Origin of the sequence: Paraburkholderia sp. CNPSo 3076 (genome assembly GCF_026343935.1) — a bacterium.
Lineage (GTDB): Bacteria > Pseudomonadota > Gammaproteobacteria > Burkholderiales > Burkholderiaceae > Paraburkholderia > Paraburkholderia nodosa.
This window is the reverse complement of sequence record NZ_JAPMAL010000013.1, coordinates 71,430-95,025: the sequence shown is the minus strand read 5'-3', so window position 1 is coordinate 95,025 and position 23,596 is coordinate 71,430. Positions and strand designations below refer to the sequence as shown.

At 62.9% G+C, this 23,596-nt stretch carries 22 protein-coding genes and 2 pseudogenes; 8 read left to right on the top strand and 16 right to left on the bottom strand.

Features of this window, described 5'->3' with window-relative positions:
- Window positions 1-6 precede the first annotated feature (6 nt).
- The gene (locus M3A49_RS16600) at window positions 7-1,014 is read right to left on the bottom strand and encodes a LacI family DNA-binding transcriptional regulator (protein ID WP_266229770.1); all 1,008 of its coding nucleotides are present in this window, start codon (window positions 1,012-1,014) and stop codon (window positions 7-9) included.
- 251 nt (window positions 1,015-1,265) lie between these two features.
- Here M3A49_RS16600 and M3A49_RS16595 point away from each other — a divergent pair, with 251 nt between their 5' ends.
- The 4 genes from M3A49_RS16595 to M3A49_RS16580 all read left to right on the top strand — a co-directional run bounded on the left by M3A49_RS16595 (window position 1,266) and on the right by M3A49_RS16580 (window position 6,525).
- Entirely contained in the window at window positions 1,266-2,813 is a 1,548-nt protein-coding gene (locus M3A49_RS16595) for a UxaA family hydrolase (protein WP_266229644.1), read from the top strand.
- A gap of 56 nt (window positions 2,814-2,869) precedes the next feature.
- Entirely contained in the window at window positions 2,870-4,204 is a 1,335-nt protein-coding gene (locus M3A49_RS16590; protein ID WP_266229643.1) for an MFS transporter, read from the top strand.
- Window positions 4,179-4,970, top strand: coding sequence for a 4-hydroxy-2-oxoheptanedioate aldolase (hpaI, locus tag M3A49_RS16585; RefSeq protein ID WP_266229642.1), 792 nt, complete (start codon window positions 4,179-4,181; stop codon window positions 4,968-4,970). Before M3A49_RS16590 ends, hpaI begins: the two co-directional genes overlap by 26 nt.
- 82 nt (window positions 4,971-5,052) lie before the next feature.
- Window positions 5,053-6,525, top strand: coding sequence for an NAD-dependent succinate-semialdehyde dehydrogenase (locus M3A49_RS16580; protein ID WP_266229641.1), 1,473 nt, complete (start codon window positions 5,053-5,055; stop codon window positions 6,523-6,525).
- Between the two features lie 329 nt (window positions 6,526-6,854).
- On the opposite strand, the pseudogene M3A49_RS16575 reads toward M3A49_RS16580, so the two are convergent.
- The 9 genes and pseudogenes from M3A49_RS16575 to M3A49_RS16535 all read right to left on the bottom strand — a co-directional run.
- Window positions 6,855-7,034: pseudogene (locus M3A49_RS16575) on the bottom strand (GlxA family transcriptional regulator); the annotation flags it as partial.
- Between the two features lie 146 nt (window positions 7,035-7,180).
- Window positions 7,181-7,627, bottom strand: a complete 447-nt coding sequence (locus M3A49_RS16570; RefSeq protein ID WP_266229640.1) for a hypothetical protein — start codon at window positions 7,625-7,627, stop codon at window positions 7,181-7,183.
- Between the two features lie 117 nt (window positions 7,628-7,744).
- Window positions 7,745-8,501: pseudogene (locus M3A49_RS16565) on the bottom strand (globin domain-containing protein).
- A gap of 39 nt (window positions 8,502-8,540) precedes the next feature.
- The gene (locus M3A49_RS16560; RefSeq protein WP_266229639.1) at window positions 8,541-9,329 is read right to left on the bottom strand and encodes an enoyl-CoA hydratase; all 789 of its coding nucleotides are present in this window, start codon (window positions 9,327-9,329) and stop codon (window positions 8,541-8,543) included.
- Between the two features lie 32 nt (window positions 9,330-9,361).
- Window positions 9,362-10,588, bottom strand: coding sequence for a CaiB/BaiF CoA transferase family protein (locus M3A49_RS16555; protein WP_266229638.1), 1,227 nt, complete (start codon window positions 10,586-10,588; stop codon window positions 9,362-9,364).
- 29 nt (window positions 10,589-10,617) lie between these two features.
- On the bottom strand, window positions 10,618-11,469 hold the full coding sequence (locus M3A49_RS16550) for an enoyl-CoA hydratase-related protein (protein ID WP_266229637.1): 852 nt from the start codon (window positions 11,467-11,469) through the stop codon (window positions 10,618-10,620).
- 2 nt (window positions 11,470-11,471) lie between these two features.
- Complete coding sequence (locus M3A49_RS16545; RefSeq protein ID WP_254354245.1) at window positions 11,472-11,807, bottom strand: acyl-CoA dehydrogenase family protein; 336 nt, start codon at window positions 11,805-11,807, stop codon at window positions 11,472-11,474.
- Between the two features lie 80 nt (window positions 11,808-11,887).
- On the bottom strand, window positions 11,888-12,865 hold the full coding sequence (locus M3A49_RS16540) for a 3-hydroxyacyl-CoA dehydrogenase NAD-binding domain-containing protein (RefSeq protein WP_266229636.1): 978 nt from the start codon (window positions 12,863-12,865) through the stop codon (window positions 11,888-11,890).
- Window positions 12,866-12,886: 21 nt separating this feature from the next.
- Entirely contained in the window at window positions 12,887-13,705 is an 819-nt protein-coding gene (locus M3A49_RS16535; RefSeq protein ID WP_266229635.1) for a 3-hydroxyacyl-CoA dehydrogenase, read from the bottom strand.
- A gap of 393 nt (window positions 13,706-14,098) precedes the next feature.
- On the opposite strand from M3A49_RS16535, the gene M3A49_RS16530 reads away from it, so the two are divergent.
- The gene (locus M3A49_RS16530; protein ID WP_266229633.1) at window positions 14,099-15,394 is read left to right on the top strand and encodes an NAD(P)/FAD-dependent oxidoreductase; all 1,296 of its coding nucleotides are present in this window, start codon (window positions 14,099-14,101) and stop codon (window positions 15,392-15,394) included.
- Window positions 15,395-15,522: 128 nt separating this feature from the next.
- Here the strand turns inward: M3A49_RS16530 and M3A49_RS16525 are convergent, their stop codons facing one another.
- Genes M3A49_RS16525 through M3A49_RS16515 form a run of 3 tightly spaced genes read right to left on the bottom strand, consistent with a single transcriptional unit; the run spans window position 15,523 to window position 18,299 of the window.
- Complete coding sequence (locus M3A49_RS16525) at window positions 15,523-15,843, bottom strand: DUF3331 domain-containing protein (protein WP_254354249.1); 321 nt, start codon at window positions 15,841-15,843, stop codon at window positions 15,523-15,525.
- Between the two features lie 44 nt (window positions 15,844-15,887).
- The gene (cydB, locus tag M3A49_RS16520) at window positions 15,888-16,871 is read right to left on the bottom strand and encodes a cytochrome d ubiquinol oxidase subunit II (RefSeq protein ID WP_266229632.1); all 984 of its coding nucleotides are present in this window, start codon (window positions 16,869-16,871) and stop codon (window positions 15,888-15,890) included.
- Window positions 16,872-16,904: 33 nt separating this feature from the next.
- Window positions 16,905-18,299: a cytochrome ubiquinol oxidase subunit I gene (locus M3A49_RS16515; RefSeq protein ID WP_266229768.1), complete on the bottom strand. Its 1,395-nt coding sequence runs from the start codon at window positions 18,297-18,299 to the stop codon at window positions 16,905-16,907.
- 340 nt (window positions 18,300-18,639) lie between these two features.
- On the opposite strand from M3A49_RS16515, the gene M3A49_RS16510 reads away from it, so the two are divergent.
- From M3A49_RS16510 to M3A49_RS16500, 3 genes are read left to right on the top strand one after another with little or no spacing between them, the layout of a single operon-like run.
- Window positions 18,640-19,170 carry a lecithin retinol acyltransferase family protein gene (locus M3A49_RS16510; RefSeq protein ID WP_266229631.1) on the top strand — a complete coding sequence of 177 codons (531 nt, stop codon included), beginning with the start codon at window positions 18,640-18,642 and terminating at the stop codon, window positions 19,168-19,170.
- Window positions 19,171-19,218: 48 nt separating this feature from the next.
- Window positions 19,219-19,461 (top strand): hypothetical protein, encoded by a 243-nt coding sequence (locus M3A49_RS16505; protein ID WP_254354252.1) that lies wholly within the window; start codon window positions 19,219-19,221, stop codon window positions 19,459-19,461.
- Window positions 19,461-19,904, top strand: coding sequence for a hypothetical protein (locus M3A49_RS16500; RefSeq protein WP_254354316.1), 444 nt, complete (start codon window positions 19,461-19,463; stop codon window positions 19,902-19,904). Before M3A49_RS16505 ends, M3A49_RS16500 begins: the two co-directional genes overlap by 1 nt.
- A gap of 106 nt (window positions 19,905-20,010) precedes the next feature.
- Here the strand turns inward: M3A49_RS16500 and M3A49_RS16495 are convergent, their stop codons facing one another.
- From M3A49_RS16495 to M3A49_RS16485, 3 genes are read right to left on the bottom strand one after another with little or no spacing between them, the layout of a single operon-like run.
- Window positions 20,011-20,679, bottom strand: coding sequence for a response regulator transcription factor (locus tag M3A49_RS16495; RefSeq protein ID WP_266229629.1), 669 nt, complete (start codon window positions 20,677-20,679; stop codon window positions 20,011-20,013).
- Window positions 20,680-20,710: 31 nt separating this feature from the next.
- On the bottom strand, window positions 20,711-21,082 hold the full coding sequence (locus tag M3A49_RS16490) for a response regulator transcription factor (protein WP_266229627.1): 372 nt from the start codon (window positions 21,080-21,082) through the stop codon (window positions 20,711-20,713).
- Entirely contained in the window at window positions 21,082-23,526 is a 2,445-nt protein-coding gene (locus M3A49_RS16485) for a PAS domain-containing protein (RefSeq protein ID WP_254354254.1), read from the bottom strand. Before M3A49_RS16485 ends, M3A49_RS16490 begins: the two co-directional genes overlap by 1 nt.
- Window positions 23,527-23,596: the final 70 nt, after the last annotated feature.

Genomic DNA, 23,596 nt, shown 5'->3' with positions numbered 1-23,596 from the left:
TGAATCTCAGGCCGAGCCGCGTTCGATCAGCGTGAAACCGACGTCGACTTTCGCGCGCTTGCTCGTGCCGGTCTCGATTTTCTCGATCAGCATGGACGCTGCCAGCTTGCCGATCTTCGTGCCGTCGATGCGAATGGTCGTGAGCGCTGGGTCCGTGTCGGCGGCGAAATTCTGGTCGCCGTAGCCAATCACCTTGAGGCGCCCCGGCACGTCGAGCCTGCGCGCATGGGCCTCCATGAGCACGCCGAGCGCCATGATGTCGGCACCGCAGAAGATCGCGTCGATCTGCGGATGTTCGTCGAGCAGCTTCGCGAGCGCGCGCCGGCCGTCGCCGAGATGCGCGGGCGAGGGCACGGCGGCCACGGGAATCTCGCGCTCGCTGCCGAAGGCTTCGATGAAGGCGTCGGCACGCAGCTTCGCCCGGCGATCGCCCGGCGTGACGATGGCCGGATGCCGCGCGCCGCGCTCGCGCAGGTAGCGCGCCGCCGCTTCGCCCACGCGCGTGTGCGAGAAGCCGATCAGCATGTCGAGCGGCGAGCGCGTGATGTCCCACGTTTCGACCACGGGAATGCCGGCCGCGCGCAGTTTCTGCCGCGATGCCTCCGAGTGGATCACGCCGGTGAGCACGATGCCTGCCGGACGGCGGCCGATGATGGCGTCGAGCAGCGCCTCTTCGCGCGATTCGTCGTAGCCGCTCTGGCCGAGCAGCAGCTGATAGCCGGCCGTTTCCAGCTCCGCGGTCAGGGCGGCGACGGTCTCCTGGAACACGCTGCCCGCCATCGCCGGGATCAGCGCGACGACAAGGTGGCTGCGATTCGAGGCGAGCGAGCCCGCGATCAGGTCGGGCGTGTAGCCCGTTTGCCGCACGGCTTCGCGCACGCGTTCCAGCGTTTCGACCGAAACGAGTTCGGGATTGTTGAGGGCGCGTGAAACCGTGACCTTCGTGACCCCGGTCAGTCTGGCCAGATCGCTGAGCGTGACCCGGCCGGTGTTCCTGCGGGCACGCCGTGACACGGTGCCGGCGGCGGGCGGGGCGAATTCTGTCGAGGTCTTGGTCACGGGCGCGGGCGCTCCTGCTGCAAAAAGGTGTTGGCAATTATCCCAAATCTGTACTACGATGGCACCTATGTTACCGGTTACATTAACCGGTAACTTTGTTCCAGAACGAAAGGCTGCGCGTTCCCCGGCGCGGCCAGCAACCATCTCGCATGGGACCGGAGCAGGTGCCGCTGCGCGCCCTCTGGATCGTCAGCGGAGACAGGCGAATGCTCCAGTCCAACAAGTCCTATCACGGGCCGTTGATCCGGCTCAACCCGAACGACAACGTCCTGATCGCGCGCGAGCCGCTGACGATCGGGCATCAAGTCTCGATCGACGGGCAGGCGATTCGCCTGCGCGCGCAGGTCGCGGCAGGCCACAAGGTGGCGGCGCGGCGCATTGCGTCAGGCGAGCCCATCCGCAAGTACGACACCGTGATCGGCGTGGCCGCGCGGGACATCGAGCCCGGCGACCACGTCCACACGCACAACATCACGCTCGTCGATTTCGACCGCGATCCGGGCTTCGGTCTCGACGTGAGGGCCGTCGACTACGTCGCGCCGGAACAGCGCGCGACGTTCAGCGGCATCGTGCGGCCCGACGGACGCGTCGCCACGCGCAATTTCGTCGGCATCATCGCGTCGGTCAACTGCTCGGCCACGGTCATTCGCCATATCGCCGACTACTTCACACCCGAGCGCCTGCGCGATTATCCCAATGTCGACGGTGTGGTCGCGTTCGCGCAAACCAGCGGCTGCGGCATGTCCTCGCCGAGCGAGCACTTCGACGTGCTCCGCCGTACCATCGCGGGCTACGCGCGTCATCCTAACCTGGGCGGCGTGCTTATCGTCGGGTTGGGTTGCGAGCGCAACCAGGTCGGCGATCTGCTCGACTCGCAAGGATTGAAGACGGGCAAAGCCGTGCACGCGCTGGTGATGCAGGATACGGGCGGCACGCGCGCGACGATCGACGCCGGCATCCAGGCCGTGGAGGCCATGCTGCCCGCCGCGAACGACATCGTGCGCACGCCGGTGCCCGTCAGCCATCTGAAGATCGGTCTCGAATGCGGCGGCTCGGACGGCTTCTCTGGCATCACCGCGAATCCCGCGCTGGGCGCGGCGATGGACCTGCTCGTGCGGCACGGCGGCACCGCGATCCTCTCCGAAACTCCCGAGATTCATGGCGTCGAATACATGCTCACACGCCGCGCTGTGTCGCCCGAAGTCGGCCAGAAGCTGCTCGACCGGCTCGCGTGGTGGGAACGCTATACGCGCGGCCAGAATGGCCAGTTCAACGGCGTGGTCGGGCCGGGCAACCAGCAGGGCGGTCTCGCCAACATCTTCGAAAAGTCGCTCGGTTCCGCGATGAAGGGCGGCACGACGCCGCTGCAAGCCGTGTACGAATATGCGGAGCCGATCGATTGCGCGGGCTTCGTGTTCATGGATTCGCCCGGCTACGATCCCGTCGCGGTGACAGGCCAGATCGCGAGCGGCGCAAACCTGATCTGCTTCACCACGGGCCGCGGCTCGATGTTCGGCTCGAAGCCCGCGCCGACGCTCAAGCTCGCGAGCAACACGCCCATGTTCACGCGGCTCGAAGAGGACATGGACATCAACTGCGGTCTCGTGATCGACGGCGAACGCACGATCGAGGAAATGGGGCAGGACATCTTCGATCTGATCGTTCGCGCGGCTTCGGGCGAGCGCACGAAGAGCGAGCTGCTCGGACTCGGCGATAACGAGTTCGTGCCCTGGCACATGGGCATCGTGAGCTGAAGGCGCGTAATGCGCGTCTTGAATCGACATCAATAGAACAGGTAGGGAGACAGCAGATGCTCAAATCTGCGCAACGGCATGGCCGCTCGAAGATGCGCTGGTGGGTCGCGGGCCTCATGTGGGCCGCGATCGCGATCAACTATATCGATCGCACGGTGCTATCGGCGGCGGCGCCGAAAATTCAGTCGGAGTTTCATCTCGACGCGATGCAGATGGGCATCGTCATGTCGGCGTTCTTCTGGTCGTATGCGCTGCTGCAATTGCCCGCAGGCCTGCTCGCCGATCGCCTGGGCCAGAAGAAAGTGCTGGGTTTTGCGGTGCTCTGGTGGTCGCTCGCGACCGCGATGACGGGCCTCGCGAGCGGTTTTCGCTCGCTGGTCGGTTTGCGCGTGGCGCTGGGCGTGGGCGAGGCGGGTGCGTACCCGAGCAACGCCGGTATCGCGACGCGCTGGTTTCCGCGCAAGGAACGCGCGACCGTCGCGGGTATTTTCGACAGCGGCTCGAAGCTGGGCGGCGCGATCGCCTTGCCGCTGATCGCGTGGATGCTGGCCGCGTTCGACTGGAAGATGACCTTCGTGCTCACGGGCCTGCTCGGCATCGTGTGGTTCGTCGCATGGCGGGTGAGCTTCACCGATTCACCCGCCGATCATCCGCGCGTGAATGCGGCGGAACTCGCGTACATTGAAAGCGATAAAGGCTTGCAAAGCGCGCAGCCGCCCGTGCGTCCGCCGTGGCGCAAGCTGCTTGTGCACCGCAACGTGTGGGCGATGTGCATCGGCTTTTTCATGATCAATTACAACTCGTACTTCTTCATCACGTGGCTGCCCACGTATCTGATGAAGGAGCGCGGCATGAGCGTGCTGCAAATGGGCTGGATGGCCTCGTTGCCGCTGCTCGTGTCGATCGTCGTCGAGATTTTCGCGGGCTGGGCCTCGGATCGCGTGTTCGCGAGCGGCAGACTGTCGCTCACGGCAACGCGCAAGCTGTTTCTCGTGATCGGGCTCGTGATGGCGTCGAGCATCGGCTTCGCGGCGTTCGCGCATTCGGCGCTCGTGGCGGTGCTGCTGCTGTGCATCGCGAAGTCCGGCACTACGGTCGCGGCCTCGCAGGTGTGGGCGCTGCCCGGCGACGTCGCGCCGCCCAATGCGGTTTCGATGATCGCGGGCCTGCAAAACACGGTGTCGAATCTCGGCGGTGTGGTCGGCCCGATCGTCACGGGCGCCATCGTCGGCGCGACCGGCTCGTTCGTTGCCGCGCTGCTGTTCTCGGCGGCGCTGATCGGCATTGCGATCGTCAACTATCTGTTCCTCCTCGGGAAGGTGGAACCCATTCAATTCGGCGACCCCTCACAGGAGACACGCATTCATGAACCCGCAGACTTCCGGGCTTAATCCGTTCAAGGCGGCGCTCGCCGCGCGCAGGAAGCAGGTCGGCTTCTGGCTTTCCATGGCCGATCCGTATCTCGCCGAAGTGAGCGCGACGGCGGGCTTCGACTGGCTCCTCATCGACAGCGAGCACGCACCCAACGAGTTGCGCACGATCCTCTCGCAATTGCAGGCCGTGGCGGCGTACCCGGGCGAGCCGGTCGTGCGCCCCGTGAACGGCGATCCGGCGCTGCTCAAGCGTCTGCTCGATATCGGCGCGCGCAACCTGCTCGTGCCGATGGTCGATACCGCCGACGAAGCGCGCGCGCTCGTCGCCGCCGTGCGCTATCCGCCGCACGGCATTCGCGGCGTGGGCAGCGCCGTGGGCCGCGCGTCGCGCTGGAGCCTGCGTACCGATTACCTCGATATCTCGGATGACGAAGTGTGCCTGCTCGTGCAAGCCGAAACGGCGACGGCGCTGGGCAGCCTCGAATCGATCTGCGCGGTGGACGGCGTGGACGGCGTGTTCATCGGGCCGGCCGATCTCGCGGCTTCGATGGGCCATCGCGGCAAGGCCACGCATCCCGAAGTGCAGCAGGCGATCGACGGCGCGATCCGCACGATCGTCGCGTCGGGCAAGGCGGCGGGCACACTCACGTCCGACCCGGCGCTCGCGCGCCACTACCTGGAGCTTGGCTGCACGTTCGTCGCGACGGGCGTGGACATCCTGTTGTTCGCGAACGCGGCGCGCAAGCTCGCGCGCGATTTCGCGGACGTACGCACAGCGGACTAAGGGCCCGCGCGGTCGGTTCGCCGGTCACGCCCGTCGCGACGGTCTAGCGGTTCACGATATCCCCTGTAGAAAGGAGCACGCAGTGAGTTTGGAGTTGACGCGAGGCGAACTGCTTCGACAAGATAATTTCATCGACGGCCAGTGGATCGCCGCCGCCGGAGGCAACCGTTATGCCGTGATGAATCCGGCGACGCAGGACACGCTCGCGCAGGTGGCCAACAGCAGCGCCGCCGACGCCCGCGCCGCGACGGACGCGGCGAGCCGCGCCTTGCCCGCCTGGCGCGACAAGCTGGCCCGCGAGCGGGCGCACGTGCTCAACCGTTGGCACGCGCTCATCATCGAGAACACCGAGGATCTGGCGCGCCTCATGTCGATGGAGCAGGGCAAGCCGCTCGCGGAGGCGCGCGGCGAGGTTGCATACGGTGCGTCGTACGTCGCGTGGTTCGCCGAAGAGGCGACGAAGGTCTACGGCGACATCATTCCGCAGACGCAGCGCGGCAAGCGCATGAGTGCGATCAAGGAGCCGATTGGCGTGGTCGCCGCGATCACGCCGTGGAATTTCCCGCTCGCGATGATCGCGCGCAAGATCGCCCCGGCGCTCGCAGCCGGCTGCACCGTCGTGGCGAAGCCCGCCGAGGACACGCCGCTTACGGCGCTCGCGCTGGCCACGCTCGCGCAGGAAGCGGGCTTGCCCGACGGCGTGCTCAACATGATCTCGGCTGCGCGGGACGAAGGCATTGCCGCTGTGGGCGATTGGCTCGCCGACGATCGCGTGCGCAAGATCACCTTCACGGGCTCGACGGCAGTGGGCAAGCATCTGGCGCGCGAATCGGCAGGCACGCTCAAGAAGCTCTCGCTGGAACTGGGCGGCAACGCGCCGTTTATCGTGTTCGAGGACGCCGACCTCGACGCGGCCGTCAACGGTCTGATGGCGGCCAAGTTCCGCAACGGCGGGCAGACCTGCGTGTGCCCCAATCGCATCTACGTGCATGAATCGGTGTACGAACGATTTGGTGATCTGCTGGCGCAACGCGTCGCTGCGCTTCACGTGGGACCGGCAACGGACCCGAAGGCGCAGATCGGCCCGATGATCAACGAGCGTGCGATCGACAAGATCGCGAAGCACGTCGAAGACGCCGTGGCGAATGGCGCACGCGTACTCACGGGTGGCAAACGGCTCGCCGAACTGGGGCCGAACTATTACGCGCCCACCGTGCTCGCCGATGCGACCGACGCGATGGTGCTGTGCTGCGAGGAAACGTTCGGTCCTGTCGCGCCACTGTTCCGTTTCGCGGAAGAGAATGACGTCATTGCGATTGCAAACGATACGCCTTTTGGTCTCGCGGCTTACTTCTACACAAACGACGTACGCCGAATCGATCGCGTGGCGCGAAAACTGGAAGTCGGTATCGTCGGCATCAATGAAGGCGCCGTGGCCAGCGAAGCGGCGCCTTTCGGCGGCGTGAAGGAGTCTGGCTATGGACGCGAAGGCTCGAAGTATGGCCTCGACGACTATCTCAGCATCAAGTATTTGTGTCAGGGCGGGCTCGACTGAAGTTGGCGGCGCGCGGTCCGGTATGCGGAGACCGGCCGCGCGGCCGAATTGCTCGATGACCTGACCGCGGTGCTTCTTGCGACGAAGCGCCTTGCCATTCGCCGACGTCGGTTTGCGGATGTTGTCCGCCCAGGCGACGGACAGCCACGCGTAAATCCACGATCCGTTGAATGCGCGACCTGTGAAGCCAGGCGGCGTCGACGCGCGATCCTGGAGTCGAGTAGACGTTGCGTTCCGCGCCGAACACAGGCTTTACACAGGCGGAGGATCGATATGGGACTGAGAGAGGGGGTAGGCAGGCACGTTCCCTGGCGGTTTCAAGTCAAGGAGGGCTTTGTCTCGATCGAAAGGCCCGTATTGCCAGGAACCGGGCCTTCGGACTGCGAGATTACATGAAGATCATACGGAGTATGGCCAGCGGCTGTCGCCACCTGATTGAAAGCCGCAAGTGGCCCACCCAGATCAAGAGCATCGTGGCCACGGCAAACGAAGAATCCAATTCGATGCATGACGAAGTAGTTAGCCGAAGACCATGAAGCCTATTTTAAGGATAACAGTCGAATAGCGCCATACATCCTGTCAGGCGCGAGGTGTAGATGCACTATGTGCTGCAACGCTCGAGCGACTGCCGAGTCGCAGGGAGTTTGAAAGCCGGCTACTTCTCACAAACAACGGCGGAGATGACAAGCGGCATGACGACCTTCACCGTCGCGGTGCTGCCGATTTGACGAAGGCGCTCCCTGACCGCGTCTTCCCCTGCCACTACGGCGACACCATAGATTTGACGCGGCGCTCCGTTACCATCGGCCGTCTGCTGGAACGTCTCATCGTCCGGTACGGAGCCAAATACAGCCTGGACTTTAAATCCGAGCGCAGTCAGGCTCTGCTTCTGCCTGGGGCGATACGCATTGACTGAATTGGCCGACACTTTCATTGGTCGTGGATCTATTTCCTTTTTGGCAAGCAGCTGTTGAATGAATTCGTGCGGCCCAGCATGGCAATCCAGGCTTGCGCCAATCTCGTGCGCGTAAATTGCGTTCGAGGTGAAGGCCGTAACAACAACGGCGTGTCGTATCAGATGAGGGAGTCTCACGGCAACCATATCCTTTGGCGCTTCATCAGCGCGGAACGCGCACCATAGCGCGAAATTGCTCGCCCTCTGCCGGGCGTCGGCTAGCGGATTCCGACGCCGGCTCGACGTGGCCGACCGTATGGAAGCTCAATTCAGCGCTTCTGCGGGGCCGAAGAACTCGTATCGGCTTCTATCCTCGGGTACGCCCGGTTCGCGCAGTGACCGCTTGATGAAAGCCATGAACGGTGTTGGACCCAGGAAGTAGGCGTCGAGGTCGTCGGCCGGCGGAAGCCACTTTCGCAATTGCTCCAGGGTCGGCCGACCCACTCCGTCGGGAACATGCCCGTCGGGGAACCGCCCTTCGAAAATTTGCGTCCCCCGTGCTTCAGTCTCTTCATAGACGACGTAAGACTTCAGCCGTGGAAAACGGCCGTGCCACGCCTTGAGTCCATCTGCGAAGGCATGCACCAGCGCATTGCGCGCGTAGTGGATGAAAATGACGTCTCGCTTGTTGCCGTCCAAAGCCGCTTGCGCCATGGCTAGCGTGGGTGTGATACCGACGCCGCCACTGATCAGTAACCTCTCGAACGGCGCGCAGCAGACAGGTGCCCACGATCGGGTAGTGCACGGGCTGGATTTGTAGCGCAACGTGCTTGCTTACGATACGAGTCGCAAGCGGGCCAAGCGCTTCAAGGCGGTCGATGTTGCGCGCGTATGTGAGGACGGCGTTGGCAAGCGCCCGTTGCTGGGAGCCGCTGGCCTGGTGAGTCTGGTCGAACAGCGGGCGCACTTGCGGATACCCGTCGAGCATGAGCTTGTAGAAGTATCTTGTTAGTGCTTCGCCACCCGATTCCAGCAACGGAACGGTGGCCTTGATGATGTCGCGTTGGCTGTCGGTCAACATATGAATCTCGCTCAAAAGTGGGGTCGTTGGAGGCAAGGACTATTTGGTCACCGGTTGCTTTGGAATCTTCGTGAAATCAGGCGGACGTTTCTCGAGGAAAGCCGATAGCGCTTCCTTTGCCTCTGCTGAACCAACCCGCACCATGAACTCCTGGTTTTCAGCGGTCACTGCGTCGTTGAGCGGATCGATAGAAGCCTGCTTGATCAGCCGTTTGCTAGCCAGCAACGCGCCGCACGGTTTTGCAGCGAGTTTCTGGGCCGTTGCCGTGGCGGTCGCGAGCAGATCGCCGTCGGGCACCACACGAGTCGCGAGGCCCAACTCCACCGCTCGCTGGGCAGTGAAGGGTTCACCCAGCAGGAACAACTCCGCCGCCCTGAGATGACCCACGCGAGCGGGTATCGAAAAGCTCGATCCGAATTCCGGCACCAGCCCAAGATTGATAAACGGCATCAGAAACTTTGCGCTCTCGCCCGCGTAGGCGAAATCGCAGTGAGTCAGCATTGTGGTTCCACTGCCGACCGCCGCGCCTTGCACCGCCGCGACGATCGGCTTGTCGAATGCGATAAGCGCCTCCATCAGACGGCCCTGTGGAAAATCGCCCGGCCTGGGAGGACGATTGAGGAAGTCCCCGATGTCGTTTCCCGCGCAGAACGACTGGCCGATGCCATGCCAGAGCACAACGCGGACTTCGTCGTTTTCGGAGGCTTCGTTGAGGATATCCGCGAGGCGCGAGTACATATCTCCCGTCATGGCGTTTTTCTTCTCGGGACGATTGAATGCGACACGAAGAACGCCGTCGTCAGTACATTCGGTAATGATGTCACTCATGGTTTGCTCCAAACTTTCTGTTCGCGCCTGTGTCAAGCGACTTGCGCCTTGACGCTCGGCACCGTGCCGGTCTCGCGCAAGCTGTCAATGTCCTTCGCATCGAATCCCAACTCGCGAAGGATCGCTTCGTTATGCTCACCAAGATCGGGCGCGCGCCGCGCCAGCACTTTAGCGACGCCATGCACCTGAATCGGATTGCTGATCGTCGAGGTCAGCTTGCCGCCAGCACCTTCGAGTGGAACGATGACATCGTTTGCGCGCAACTGCGGATCGTCGATCACCTCCTGCGGTCCGCGCACCGCGCCGTACGTGACGTGTGCGCCACTGAACACGTCGTGCCAGTGCGTCATGGGTTGCGCGCCGAAGACTTCGTCGAGAATGGCTGTGAGCTGCTGCATATTCGCCGTCAGCTGCGCCGGATCGGAGAAACGCTCATCGGTCAGCAGATCCGCGCGGCCAATTGCGTTCGCGACTGCGGCCAGCTTGTCGGGTGTCACGACGAGAACGAACCAGGTGCCGTCGGCCGCGCGGTACACGTTGAGCGCTGCATTCGCGGGATGCTTGCGATCGTGTGGCGGAGCGAACTTCGCGCCGGCCAAAGCGGCCTGGATCGCGACGCTTGCCGACCAGACACCTGAGGCAAGGAGGGAGGTCGTGACGTAAGATCCGATACCTGTGCGCTCGCGCCGGTAGAGCGCGGTGACGATCGCGGCGTAGATTCCGAGCGCCGTTGCATTGTCGCCGCTGCCGGCCACGGGCCAGGTCGGCGGTGCGCCGGCATCGCGCGTCATGGAGAGCAGGCCGCTACGCGCCCAGAACGCGGTGATATCGAAGCCGGGCATTTCCGCATCCGGCCCGCTTTCGCCGAAGCCGGTGAGATCCGCGTAGATCAGGCGCGGATTCCAGCGCGCCACGTCGTCGTATTCGAGCTTGAGTTTTTCGCGCGCGGGGTGAGGCGTATTGACGATGAACACATCCGCCCACGCGACAAGCTGCTGGAGGACCTGCTGGGCGCCGGGCGACTTCAGGTTGAGCGTCATGCTGCGCTTGTTGCGGTTGGCTAGATGCCATTGATAGGGTTCATCCGCCGCGGGCTGTGGCGCGATCTTGTGCCCGTGTCTCCACGGGTCGCCGCCCGGCGGTTCGACTTTGATGACGTCGGCACCGAAGTCCGACAGGATGACGGCGGCGCCGGGCGCCGCGATGAAGCTGGAAAAGTCAACCACTTTGAGTCCAGCAAAAATGTTATCGCTTGCCATTGAATCTCTCCTGAAGCGTGGCCCTTGTTTCACCGTCCCAGGAACTGAGGGGCGCGTTTTTCGAGGAAGGCGGACGTGCCCTCCCTTTTATCCTCTGTCCCGGCGCACAGTCCGAAGTAGGAGGCTTCGAGGGCGAGGCCCTCGCTCTGGGCCGCGTCTAGTCCCTTGTTCACGGCTTCGAGCGATAGCTTCACGGCGACGGGGGCGTTCGAGGCGATCGTCTTCAGAATGACTTCAGCGCGTCCGAGGAGATCGGCTGCCGGAACGACCTCGTTGACGAGCCCGATGCGCCAGGCTTCCTGCGCGCTGATCAGCTCCGCGGACAGAATGAGCTGGAGTGCGCGGCCCTTTCCGACGAGGCGCGGGAGCCGCTGCGTGCCGCCGCCGCCGGGCAGCAAGCCGAGCTTGACCTCGGGCTGGCCAAGCTTCGCGTGCGCCGCGGCAATTCGAAGGGTGCACGCCATGGCCGTTTCGCAGCCGCCGCCGAGCGCAAAGCCGTTGATCGCCGCGATCACGGGCTTGCCAAGGTTCTCGATCAAGTCGAGCACGGCTTGCCCAAAGCGGCTCGACTGCTCCGCTTCGATCGCGCTCGCGTGCGCCAGCTCGCTGATGTCTGCGCCGGCAATGAACGCCTTGTCGCCCGCGCCGGTGAGAATGACGCCGCGTACGGCTGCGTCCTCGCGTGCATCCTCGAAAGCCAATCGCAGATCCTTCCATGTCTGCGTGCTCAGGGCATTGAGCACTTTGGGTCGATTCACGGTCACGTAAGCGATCGCGTCGCGCTTCTCGTACAGGACGGTTGCGAGCGTTATGACTTCTGTTGGCGAAGTCTCAAGCACTACTCCGGGTGAAGATGAATCCGCGATGGTTGTTGAAGACATGATTAGCTTTCCTTATCGGTAGTGTGACGGCATGGCGCTCCCCGCTCCATCATCGTGAGACCGAACAGCAATTGGCTCCCGCCCACACAGCCGTAGCCTTCGATGCCGAGTCCGCCGATATTCAGCTCCTTGAACCCTGGAATCACTTCGAACGGAAAGGCGTCTTCAACCCAATACTTGTTGATGATCGGCGCGACGTTAGACTCCATGAACGTGCGCACCCGCTGGAGAACCGTTCGCTCGTCTTCGCTCAAGGTCTCCGCGAAGTGATAGAAGTCACTGTCCGGCGGCGGTAGCTGCTTCGGGGTAGTCTTGTTTTCTGCGACTGTAGTCGACATGTTGCCATTCCTGTTGCTCTGGCTTGAAAGCCAAAGATGAAGTATTAGATGGGCGACCGATTCGTCGTGTGCACCTGGGATCACGCGGCCGAATCTAGCGATTCAATCTGCTGCGGACTGCGAACATTGCGGCGCAGTTCGATTAGACCGAGCAGAACTTCATCGCGCTGTGCCTCCAGCGTCTCGATGGAGCGCGACCCGGTCTCGGCGTGGACACTGTCGATAAGCTTCTTTTGCACGTCGGGGCTCAAAACTGGCGCGCCGAGGGTCTTCCACCAGGCCGTCATCGGGCCGCTGAACTGCTGGAAGAAGTGCTCGATGCCGCCTGGGCCGCCGCCAAGATGATTGAGCATCATGTTGCCCATTACGCCCCAGCGCAGACCCGGGCCCCACGAGAGGGCCGTGTCCACATCGGCGGCGCTCACCACGCCCTCGGCAACGAGGTAGTACACCTCGCGCGCCAATGCGGCCTGCAGCCGGTTTGCAACGTGGCCGGGCATCTCCTTGTTGACCCGCACCGTGCGCTGCCCGATCGACGTATAAAAATCCGCCACGCGCTGGATGGTCGCTTCCGAGGTCTTTGCGCCGCCGACGATCTCGACTAGCGGGATCAAGTGGGGCGGGTTGAACGGATGCGCGATGACACAGCGCTCGGGATGTGTCGCGGCACCTTTCTGGATTTCGCTCATGGTGAGCCCCGACGAGCTGGATGCAATGATCACGTCGGAATGCAGCATCTCGTCGAGTCGCCCGTAAAGGTTTTGCTTGAAGTCGATCCGCTCAGGCCCATTTTCCTGCACCAGATCCGCGCCGACGAGGGCTTGCTCGAGCACGGGCGTGAACGTGAGATTAGTGAGCGACGCTCCAGGCGAGAGGCCCAATCTCGTGAGCGCCGACCATGCGGACTCCACGAATTTTCGCAAAGACGCCTCCGCGTTCGGTGCGATGTCGGTAGCCACGACATGCAATCCTTTGGCGAGAAACAGCGCGGCCCAGCTCGCGCCGATCACGCCCGTGCCGATGATGGCGACGCGGCGAATGGGTTTGGTGTGAGTCATGAAATTTCTCCAATGTACGGATCAGACTTCGGCGTAGGCAACGCCAGTGAGATTGCCTTGGGCATAGAGGAAGTTGCGCAGGTTGCTTCCGTCGAGCTGCGCGGAATAGACCGAGCCGCCCAGATCGGTGACGAACATTCGGTTACCGGCCACGTCGAGCGTGATGCCGATGCCTTCCAGCAGGTGGGTGAACACGATCTCGGGCGTCGCCGCTGTGTCGACCGGGGCGCGATTGACCGTGTTGCCGCGCGGGGGATCGCCACGGTCCGTCCAGTAAAGGACGCGGTTCGCGCGGTCGAACTCGAGGTCGATCGGTTCCGGCAGATGGTCGAACAGCACTTCGATGTCGGAGCGGGTGGCCGGATCTTCGCCATTCGGAATCTCCAGGTTCGCGCGGAAGATACGGCCCTGGTCGCCGTTGTCCGGGCCCTTTTGCGTCCAGTAGAGCTTCCCTGCCTTGCGATCGACGGCGACGCCGACGCACCACTTGTTCTGGTCGTGCCGGTCGTTGTCGCCTCGCCCGGACTCGACCAGCGTTTCGACTTGAGAGCCGTCGCAGTTGGCGCGCATCACGCGCATGCCTTCGCGGTCGCACCAATAAAGCCTGGCGCCATCCTTGTCGAGCTGAAGCTGCTTCGGCGTATGCGTGACGCCTTGCGCGACGATGACCACGCGGTTGCTGCCGTCGAGGTCGGCGCGCTCGATCGAGCCGTCATTGGCGCTCAGAGAGCTGCCCATGTTGGTCCAGTAGATATGACCGGCGTTCGCATCCACTGCGATGCCGTCGGGGAGGCGACAATCTGTGACGATCGTCTTGCGGTCGGTGCCGTCTGGATTCATCGAATGAATGGAGTTGCTGCTCAATTCAAGGAGAAACAATCGTCCCGAGGCAATCGTTCCCTGAGGACCGTTGCTTGAGATGGTGCGAGTCATAGTCATTTGGCATCCTTAACAGGTTTGAGCAATGTCGATTTCGGAAGACCCATGCTCATGGACACCAACTTTATGGGGCATCGGCGTGCGACTCAATTGCACGATGGTGTAACGACACCTTGGTGTAAGTGGAAAGGCGCGTTCAATCCTGCGCCCTAGGTGTAATTGCAGCTGTTTGCTGCATACCCTAAATTGCGAAAGTACCGATGGATCTCATTGGCGCGGGCGCTATTGCACGACCTGTGCATTGCCATCGGCGAAGCGTATTGGAATTCGTCCTTCATTCATTGAGTGCTTGCCATGAAAACGCCAACTCGTATCGTTATCGTAGGTGGGGGAATCGCCGGGGTTCTGCTTGCAACCAGGCTCGGCGACAGGCTGGGCCGTTCGGGTGAGACTAGTGTCACGTTGATCGACCGAAGCCCCACGCATATCTGGAAACCGATGCTGCACACCATTGCGGCAGGGACGCGCGATGTGAATCAGCAGCGCGTCATTTATCTGTCTCATGCGCGTGAACACGGCTTCACGTATCAGCCGGGTGAGATGTGCGGACTGGACCGCCAACGGCGTGAAGTCCAGCTTGCCGCGATCGAGGCGCACGAGGGCGGCTTGATGCTTGAGCCGCGAACCGTGCCATACGACGTGCTGCTGCTGTGCATAGGCAGCCATGCGAACGACTTTGGCGTGCCTGGAGTCATGGAGCATTGCCATCTAATCGACAGCCAGCAGCAGGCAGAGGCGTTCAACGTCGCGTTGCGCGAGCGCTCGCTTCGTTCTGTGGTCAAGGATGAGGTACTCAGGGTGGCGATTGTGGGCGCCGGTGCGACCGGGGTTGAGTTGTCTGCCGAGCTCAGTCATCTTTTCGAGCTTGCGGCCGGCTATGGCGATCCCGCGATCAGAGAAAGGCTGTGCTTGACGCTTCTCGAAGCCGGGCCGCGTGTGCTGCCGGCCTTCCCGCCGGAGATCTCGTCAGCGAGCCAGCAGCGACTCGAGAAGATCGGTTTTCGCGTCATGACCTCGACGGGCGTCTCCGCCGTTGAAGCGGGCGGCCTGCGTTACGGAGACGGGAAGCTTGCCGAAGCGGATTTGATGGTATGGGCTGCAGGTGTGAAGGCTCCTGATTTCATGAACCAGCTAGCGGGCCTCGAGACCAACCGGTCGAACCAGATCGTGGTATCGGGCACGCTGCAGGCGCTACACGACGAAAATATTTTCGCGCTCGGCGATTGCGCTTCACTCACGCCAGAAGGTGCGCAGCGTCCGCTGCCTCCTACTGCGCAAGTCGCCGCTCAACAGGCGGAGTACCTGGCGCGGCATCTGCCGGATTGGATTCGTTACAACAAGCCACTTCCGGGCTTTGCATTCCGGGATTTCGGTTCGCTCGTGTCACTGAGCGAGTACGACTCCTTTGGCACCTTGGGGCGTTTTTGCTTGTTTCCCGGGGGGCTCATTCGAGGCAAACTCGCTCAGCTGAGCCACGCGATGTTGTACCGACGCCATCAGCAGGCGCTGCACGGTTTTCGCCGGGCAACGCTGCTCTGGACGGCGGAGCAGATCAACGGGCTGGCTCAACCGGATATCCGGCTTGCTTGACGGGATCTCGTGGCCCCAACAGCCCTGCATATTTGCCGCTCTGTTGAGCGGCTTTTTATTCTTCGATGCAAGTTGTCTGGGGGAGCGACGCTAAGGCGCAGCGTCGCCTATGAGGAAACGAATCCGGGTTACACGCAACGCCGGGATCCCGTTGAATCGGCGCCGAAGCGGCGACCTGAATAGCCGAACGCTTCCACGGCGATCATCGCCGATGCGTTCGAAGGGGCGGGGCGTTCGGCGGGACGAAAGACTGCATCGCCGCGTCGGATTGCGCGTCGAGACACAACGCATACGCCAGACGCGCGCGCACAACGGCGACGCCAGCGCTGCTCGCCATAATGGCATCGTCCGGGCTCCACCCAGCGAATGATGAGTATGTTTTCAGACCGTTCGAGAATTTCGATCTGGACTCGTGCGGCGTCTACCGCGGCGTACTCGCTCGTCTTCATTGGCTGCTCCTGGAATCGAGCCGTTTTGATGAATTCGCCTACCCTCATGCGCGGGTCGTGTCGATCACCTTGCCGCGGAAAACCGCGTACTGGTACAGGTTGTAGCCGATCATCACGGGGAACACGAGGCCAATGCCGATCAACATGAACGCGAGGGTCAGGGTATCCGACGCCGCTTGCCAGATCGTCAGCCGGCCCGGGATGAAGTCGGGAAAGAGGCTGATCGCAAGGCCGGCGAATGACACCATGAAGAGCATCACCGCCGCCCGGAAGGGCTGGCGTTCGCGTCCCCGATAGAGCGACGCGAGGAGCCACACGAACGACAGGACCGCGAGCGCGCCAAGTACCTCAAGCGGGGCAAGCACGCCAGGCTGGAACCAGCGGGCATGGACCGCTACGCCGCCAAAGCAGGTCGCGGCGGTGAGGACAATTGCGGCAGCCACGGTGAACTGCGCGCTCACCACGGCCAGCCGTCGCGCCCAACGCTGGATCGGGCCCGCCGCCTTCCTCACGAGCCAGGTCGCGCCGAGCAGGGCATAGCCGCTTACCACCCCAATGGCTGTCACCGTGATGAACGCGGCGCTGGGGCCATCAGACAGGAAGCCCGTGATCACCTTGCCGAGTACGATGCCCTGCGAGATGGCCGCGACGAGGCTGCCCACGCCGAACACGGTGTCCCATAGCCTTCCATGCTGCGAACTGTGACGGAATTCGATGGCTGCGCCCCGCATGATCAGTCCGGCAATCATCGCCATGACGGGCAGATAAAGCGCTTGCATCAGGATCGCGTAGGCAGCGGGAAACGCGCCGAACAGGCCGCCGCCGACCACGACCAGCCATGTCTCGTTCGCGTCCCATACGTGACCGATGGTCTGAATCATCACGTCGTGGTCTTCGCGCTTTCTGCTCAGCAGCGTAAGCATGCCCACGCCGAGATCGAATCCATCCGTCACGACGTAAAAGACCAGCATCAGGCCGATCAGGCCGAACCAGGTGAGGGTAAGCAGGGTGTGAGTAGTGCTGTCCATCGAACAATCTCCCTTCAGTTGGAAAATGAAAATTCAGTATTCGGTCGCCGCCGTTTGAGGCGGGACGAGGGTGGTCGCGGGCGGTGTGGCCGTGAGATCCGGGCCGTTCTTGAGCCAACGTCGCGCGAGAAGGAAGAAGGTGATGAGCAACACGACGTCGAAAACGAAGAACATCGCCATGCTGGCCGTTACGGACGAAGCGGGCACCGTCGATACGGCTTGACTCGTTCGCAGCAGGCCATATACAACCCACGGCTGGCGCCCTACCTCGCGCACGATCCATCCGGCCTCGACGGCTACGTAGGGCAGCGGGATGCACAGCACCCATGCGAGCAGCAGCTTGCGTTGCGCGACAAGGCGCTCGAGACTGCCGCGCGCTTTATGGAGCGCGTATGCGGTCCAGAACGCGAGCAGCATGAACGCGAAGCCGATGCCGGCCATCACGCGGAACGCGTAGTAGAGAAGCGGGACCATCGGCGGCTGGTCGGCGCGGGGGAAGTCTGTGAGACCCGAAACGCGTCCGTGCAGCGTGTGCGTGCCGAGGATGCTCAGGAGTCCCGGCACTTCGATTGACCAGTCGTTGCGCTGTTTTTGTTGATCGGGCCACGCGACGAGCGACCATGCGGCGCCCGTGCCGGGCTTGTTGGTCTGCCAGTGCCCTTCGATTGCGGCGCCTTTCGCGGGTTGCGTGGCGAACACGCTGGTGCCGCTCGAGTCTCCCAGCCAGACCTGAAGCGGTGCAACGAAGACGAGCACGGCCAGTGCGATCTTGAACGAACGCGCAAAGAACTCCGCATGCCGTTGGTGGAACAGGTGGTACGCGGAGATGCCGGCGATCACGAACATGCCGGTTTCGATCGCGGCCGTCCACATGTGCGAGACGCCCCATACCATGTCGGGGTTGAAGATGGCCGCCAGATAGTCCGTGACGACGATCTTGCCGTTGACCACGGCGAAACCGGCGGGCGTCTGCATCCACGAATTGGCGACCACGATCCAGAATACGGAAATGCTGGACCCGAGCGACACCATCGCTGTGGCAAAGAGGTGGACGCCGCGCGGTACGCGTCCCCAGCCGAGCATCATTACGCCGATGAACCCGGCTTCGAGCATGAACGCCATCGCGCCTTCAAAACCCAGGATGTTGCCGACGAACTGGCCACTGTACTGCGCAAAACGCGACCAGTTGGTGCCGAACTGAAACTCCAGTGGGATGCCGGTGACGACGCCGACCGCGAAGTTGAGCGCGAGCAGCTTGCTCCAGTAGCGCGCATGGCGGTAGTACATCACGTCGCCAGTACGAACCCACAGTGCTTCGATGAGCAGCAGGAAAGCAGCGAGACTGACGGTGAGGATCGGCCACACGATGTGGAAGATCGTCGTCATCGCGAACTGGGCTCGCGAAAGATGGAGTACGTCGGTGAGCATGATGGCCTTCCCGTTGCGGTGTGCGAATGGCTGCATTTGAGCGACGCCAGCGTTGGGAGACGTTGCCCGTGCAGAGCAACTTTAGGCCGTTGGAGGTGGGCGGCTCAATTGCACGATGGTGTAACGCAGCCGCCGTATCGTGCGCCGCACCATGCAGTTCGCTACGAGCGCCATTGAACGTTAGGCCGAAGGTGGTGCAGGGCGCCATAGCACGATGGTGTTAGCAACACCCGCGCATGCCTGTAATGGCTTGACGTGAACCCAAGGTGTAATTGCGGCTCCTCCGGGCACACCCTAAATTGATTCGCATACCGACACCCCCCGGAGCTGGAGCAGAGCCATGGACCGCGACCGCCACCAATCAGTCAGTGAACGAGACGCACGATGCGCAGACGCTTATGCGCCTGCGGATGTCGCACTTGACGGATCGAATGGCGAACTCGCGCTCGGTGCCCACCTGATCACGAAACGCCACGGCTACGAACATCACGGCATTTATGCCGGTAGCGGCAGGGTCATTCACTACGCGGGTTTCGCGAAGTCCGTGTATCGCGGCCCTGTCGAAGAAGTCCCAATCGACCAGTTCGCCGATGGTCACACCGTTTCTGTGCGCTCGCGTCAGCTTCCGAAGTACTCGGGCGCGCAAGCCGTGCTGCGCGCCCGCTCGCGGCTCGGCGAAAACCGCTATCGCTTGTTGACCAATAACTGCGAGCACTTCTGCACATGGTGCCTGCTCGGCGAAAGCCGCAGCGAACAGGTTCATGCATGCCTCAGACATCCGCTCGCGGGCATTCGTGCGCTGCTGTGTCTTGTGAGCACCTTCATCGGCAACCGAAGCAAGACGGGTCACGCAGTGGTCAACGCAGCGTGAATCCCATTACTCAACCTTGATGTAGACAACGACGCGAAGGAGGCCACCATGAGCCCGACCGAAATGACGCTGCACTGGGCCGTCGAGAAGTGGCTCGCGCCCAGGCCCGCAATGCCCGCGTATGTCGTGCGGGTCCACCGTACCCGGAGGCATCGGCGCTGCGTGTGCATCGAGGCGGTGCGCCCCAGCGGTCTGCTGTCGATCTTCTTCTTCCGTCACGACGACGGATCGTGGAATGTGTATCCGCCCGCGCAAGCTCGGCCGGCTATGTCCGTGTGGAGGACCGCGTGATGAACTACGGCTCTGGCAATCTGACGAAGCGCGCTCGGGCCAGGCGCGAGGTGTTGCCGGGAATCCAGGCGGATGCCGACGACCTGGTGTCCAGAGCAGAGCGCCCGTTCAAGGGATCTGTCGTTGCGGTCTGTTGCTGGGTACTGATCGAGGCGCCGCTGGAACTCAGCGGATCAATCAGTTCGACCTCACTGCTCGCTGTGTTGGCGTCAAAGATACTGATATGCCTCACTGGTTTTGCCGCCGTGGTCGGCCTGCGCGTTGCCCGTCACGTCTTCGCTTTCATTTGCGCGGCGAGTGTGCTGGCCGTAGCGCCGGCGTTGCCTCTCGAGTACGCGCACAGCGTTGCCATAGCGCTCGTCTCGGTGGTTGAGTGCGTTGCCAAGACTGCATGCGTTGTCGCGTTCGCAATCGCGTCGGCTAACGACCCAAAATGGGCCTGACGAGCGCCCTGGGGCGGGCATGGCTGTCGATCGCGCTGTCGAAGGCGCTCTGAGGCGGGGATCGCGAGGCGGCGCCCGGCGAACTGAGGGTGCGCTGACGCGGCCGTCACGCGGATGCGCCCTCAGCGTGCAGTTTTCCCGCAAGGTTGACCAGTTCGGCGAGCGAGCGGGCGTCCATTTTGCGCATGACGTGCCGGCGGTGCACCTTCACTGTAATCTCGCTGATGCCCAATTCTGCGCCCACCTGCTTGTTCAGCAATCCTGAAACCACTAGTGCCATGACCTCCCGCTCGCGTCGGCTGAGCGAGGTGTAGCGCTCACGGATCGACTGCATCCCGGCTTCCTTGCTCAATGCCGCGCGGCTGCGCTCGATGGCGTGCCGGATGGCATCGAGCAGAACCTGGTCGTCAAAGGGCTTGGTGAGAAATTCGGCCGCTCCGGCCTTCATGGCCCGTACCGTCATCGGCACGTCGCCGTAACCGGTGATGAAGATGATGGGCATGTCGGTGCGCTCGGATGCAATGAGATTCTGCAAGTCGAGACCGCTTAGATCGGGAAGGCTCACGTCCAGCACCAGGCAGTTCGGGACCATCGCGCGCGGGCGTCCGAGGAAGTCCTGAGCGCAAGCGTACGTCTCCGCCCTGAGACCCGCAAAGCGGATCATGGCTTCGAGCGACTCGCGCACCGAGACATCGTCGTCGACGACGAAGACAACCGGCGCGGCTTGCGGCGACGACGATTTCGATCCGAATTCAACTGCATGTGCGGGTGTCATTGCGAACTCCATTCACAGGCCCCGAAAGGAATCATTCGACCTTGAGCGCGGCCTGGATCGCCCCGAGCAGGGCGGTGTCGCTGAAGGGTTTGAGCAGACAGTCGACGGCACCCTGTTCGAGCATGTGTGGGCGTAGCGCCTCGTCACCATGCGCCGTGATGAAGACGATCGGAACGGCTTGCCGGCGCTGCTTGAGCTCGTGCTGCAGGTCATGGCCGGACATGCCGGGCATGGCGATGTCGAGAATCAGGCAGCGCGCTTCGCCGGCACATCCAGATGCCAGGAACTCCTCTGCCGACGCAAATGCCCGCGCTGCGAAACCGAACACGCGCAGCAGGTCGGGCAGCGATTCGCGCACTGATTCGTCATCGTCTACCACTGCGATTAGCGGGCGTTCGGCCATCACAGGTTCCTTTCGGCCTGCTCAGCGTCTGAACGCACGGGCTGACCCGTCGGAACGGGCTGGCCGGCAGCCGCGGCGCTGTCCGTCGTAAGCGGGAGGGCAAACGTAAATGTGGCGCCCGGGTCTGCGTTGGATGAGGCCCACAGGCGGCCGCCGTGACTTTCGATGATGCGGCGGCTCACAGACAGGCCGATGCCCATGTCTTCGCGCGTGGTCGTAAAAAACGGATCGAAGAGCTTGGCCGCGTGTTGCGGGTCGATGCCCACGCCGGAATCGGTCACGGCGAGGCGCACGCAGTCGCCATCGTCGCGCTCGATGCTCACCCGCATCTGCCGTGGGCGTTCTTCGACGCCACTCATCGCTTCCACGGCGTTGAGAAGCAGGCTCAGCACCACCTGCTGGAGCTGGATCCTGTCCCCGACGACCGGCGGCAGGTCGTCGGCCGCCTTCACATGGAGCACGATCCGCTTGTTGCGAATCTCGCACTGCAGCAGTTCGATCACCTCGTGTGTGGCTTCGACCAGATCGACCGCATCCGTCGTCACGGCTTTCTTGCTGAACAGTGCACGCAGGCGTGCCATCACCTCCGACGCCCGGTGCCCGTCACGGATCGTACGCCGTACCGTCTCGAGCGCGCCTTCTACATTGGGCGGCTGCGCACTCAGCATGCGCAATCCGGTGCTGGCGTTGGTCACGATGCCAGCCAGCGGCTGGTTGATTTCGTGCGCGATCGAGGCCGTCAAGGCGCCCTGGCTATTGACCCGGCTCAGATGCGCCAATTCGGCGCGCAGCGCGAGGAGCGCCCCCTCGGACTCCCGGCGTTCCGTCATGTCCTGGGCGGCGCCGATGTAGTCGAGGCCGCCTTGCGAGTCGCGCGTGGGGTGTGCCTGGATGTGAATGTGCCTGACCGATCCGTCGGGCAGCAGCAGGCGGTGTTCGAACTCCAGATCCTTGCCTGCTTGCGCCCGCTCGATCATTTCATCGAGTATGAGACGGTCGCCAGGGTGGAAGCGCGCTGCGATCATGTCTAACGTAATCGGCACGCCTGGTTCGATGCCGAAGATGCCATACAGCTGCTCCGACCACGTGATCGAGCCGGTCTGCGGGCACCAGCAAAAGCTTCCGCTCGAGCTGAGCTGCTCCACTTTGGCCATCAGCGCCGCGCTTTGCCGTAACCGCTCGTCGGCTTGTTGACGTGCTGCGATGCTGTGCGCCCGTTCGATGGCGATGCTCGCGATGTGCGTGAGCTGTGCGATCAGCTCGTGCTGCAGAGGTGTGGGATTGCCGGTATCAGACCGAAACAGGGTGAATGTTCCGAGCACTTCGTTGGTACGCGACAGGATCGGTGTCGCCCAGCAGGAGCGCAGTCCGTGCGCGAGGCTGCGTTCCCGCCACGCCCTGGTCCAGCGTACGTCTGATGCGACATCGGGCACGATCACCTGAGCCTTGAGGGACACCGCCATGCCGAGTGGACCAGAGTCCTGGGAGGCGGCACGCGCACCGGGATGTGGGAGAAAGCGCTTCGGGAGGCCAGGAGACCCCAGGTGCCGGCAGGCCGTGCCGTGGGCCTCCTGAAAGGCGACGCTGCAAACGCAATCACTCGCGATCTCTTCGACGAGCCGGCACAGCGCATCGAGCACGGTTGGCAACGGCTGGCCCGTGGCGATCATTTCGAGCAGGCGGTTCTCGCCCGCAAGCAGTGCCTCCGCACGCTTGCGGTCGTCGATATCCGTCTGAAGGAAATACCAGAGCGCGATTCGCCTTTCGTTGTCACGCAACGGAAAGCCCTGCACACGAAACCATCGGTAGACGCCACCGGCACCGCGATGGCGTGACTCCGCGTCATAGGGCTCGCCGGTGCTGATCGACGCATGAAACCGGGCGATCACTGCGTCCCGATCGTCAGGGTGGGTCAGGCCATTGGTCTTCCATGCTCGCAACTCGTCGAGGGTCACACCGGCGTATTCGAGCGTATGGCGGTTGGCGTGCAACACGTCACCGTCGGGTGCAAAGAGGACGACCCGGGTGGGGAGGCTATCGACGATCAACTCGAAGCGCTGCTCTTGCGCGCGCAGTGCCGCTTCGGTCTGCTTACGGTCCTCGATGTCCGAGTTGATCCCGCACCACTTTATGACTGCACCGGCAGCATCGGTAATCGGACTGGCTCGGCATGCGAACCAGCGATACGTGCCATCGAAGCGGCGCATTCGCGCTTCGGCCTCGCCTTGCTCGCCGGAGGCGACGACGGCCCGCCATGCTTCGAGCAGCGCGGGCTGGTCGTCGGGGTGGAACGCCGTTTGCCAGCCTTCGCCTGCCGCCTGACCAACGGAAAGCCCCGTATATTCGCACCAGCGTCGATTGACGAACTCGATGCGGCCGTCGGGAAAGGCAGTCCATACCAGCCCCGGAAGCGCATCCACAGTACGACTGAGTTCGTTGTCCATCTCCGTCCCTTTACCGCGCGCCTGACGATACAACAATCGGCTTTTGAGAACGGGGAGTCAATATACCTTG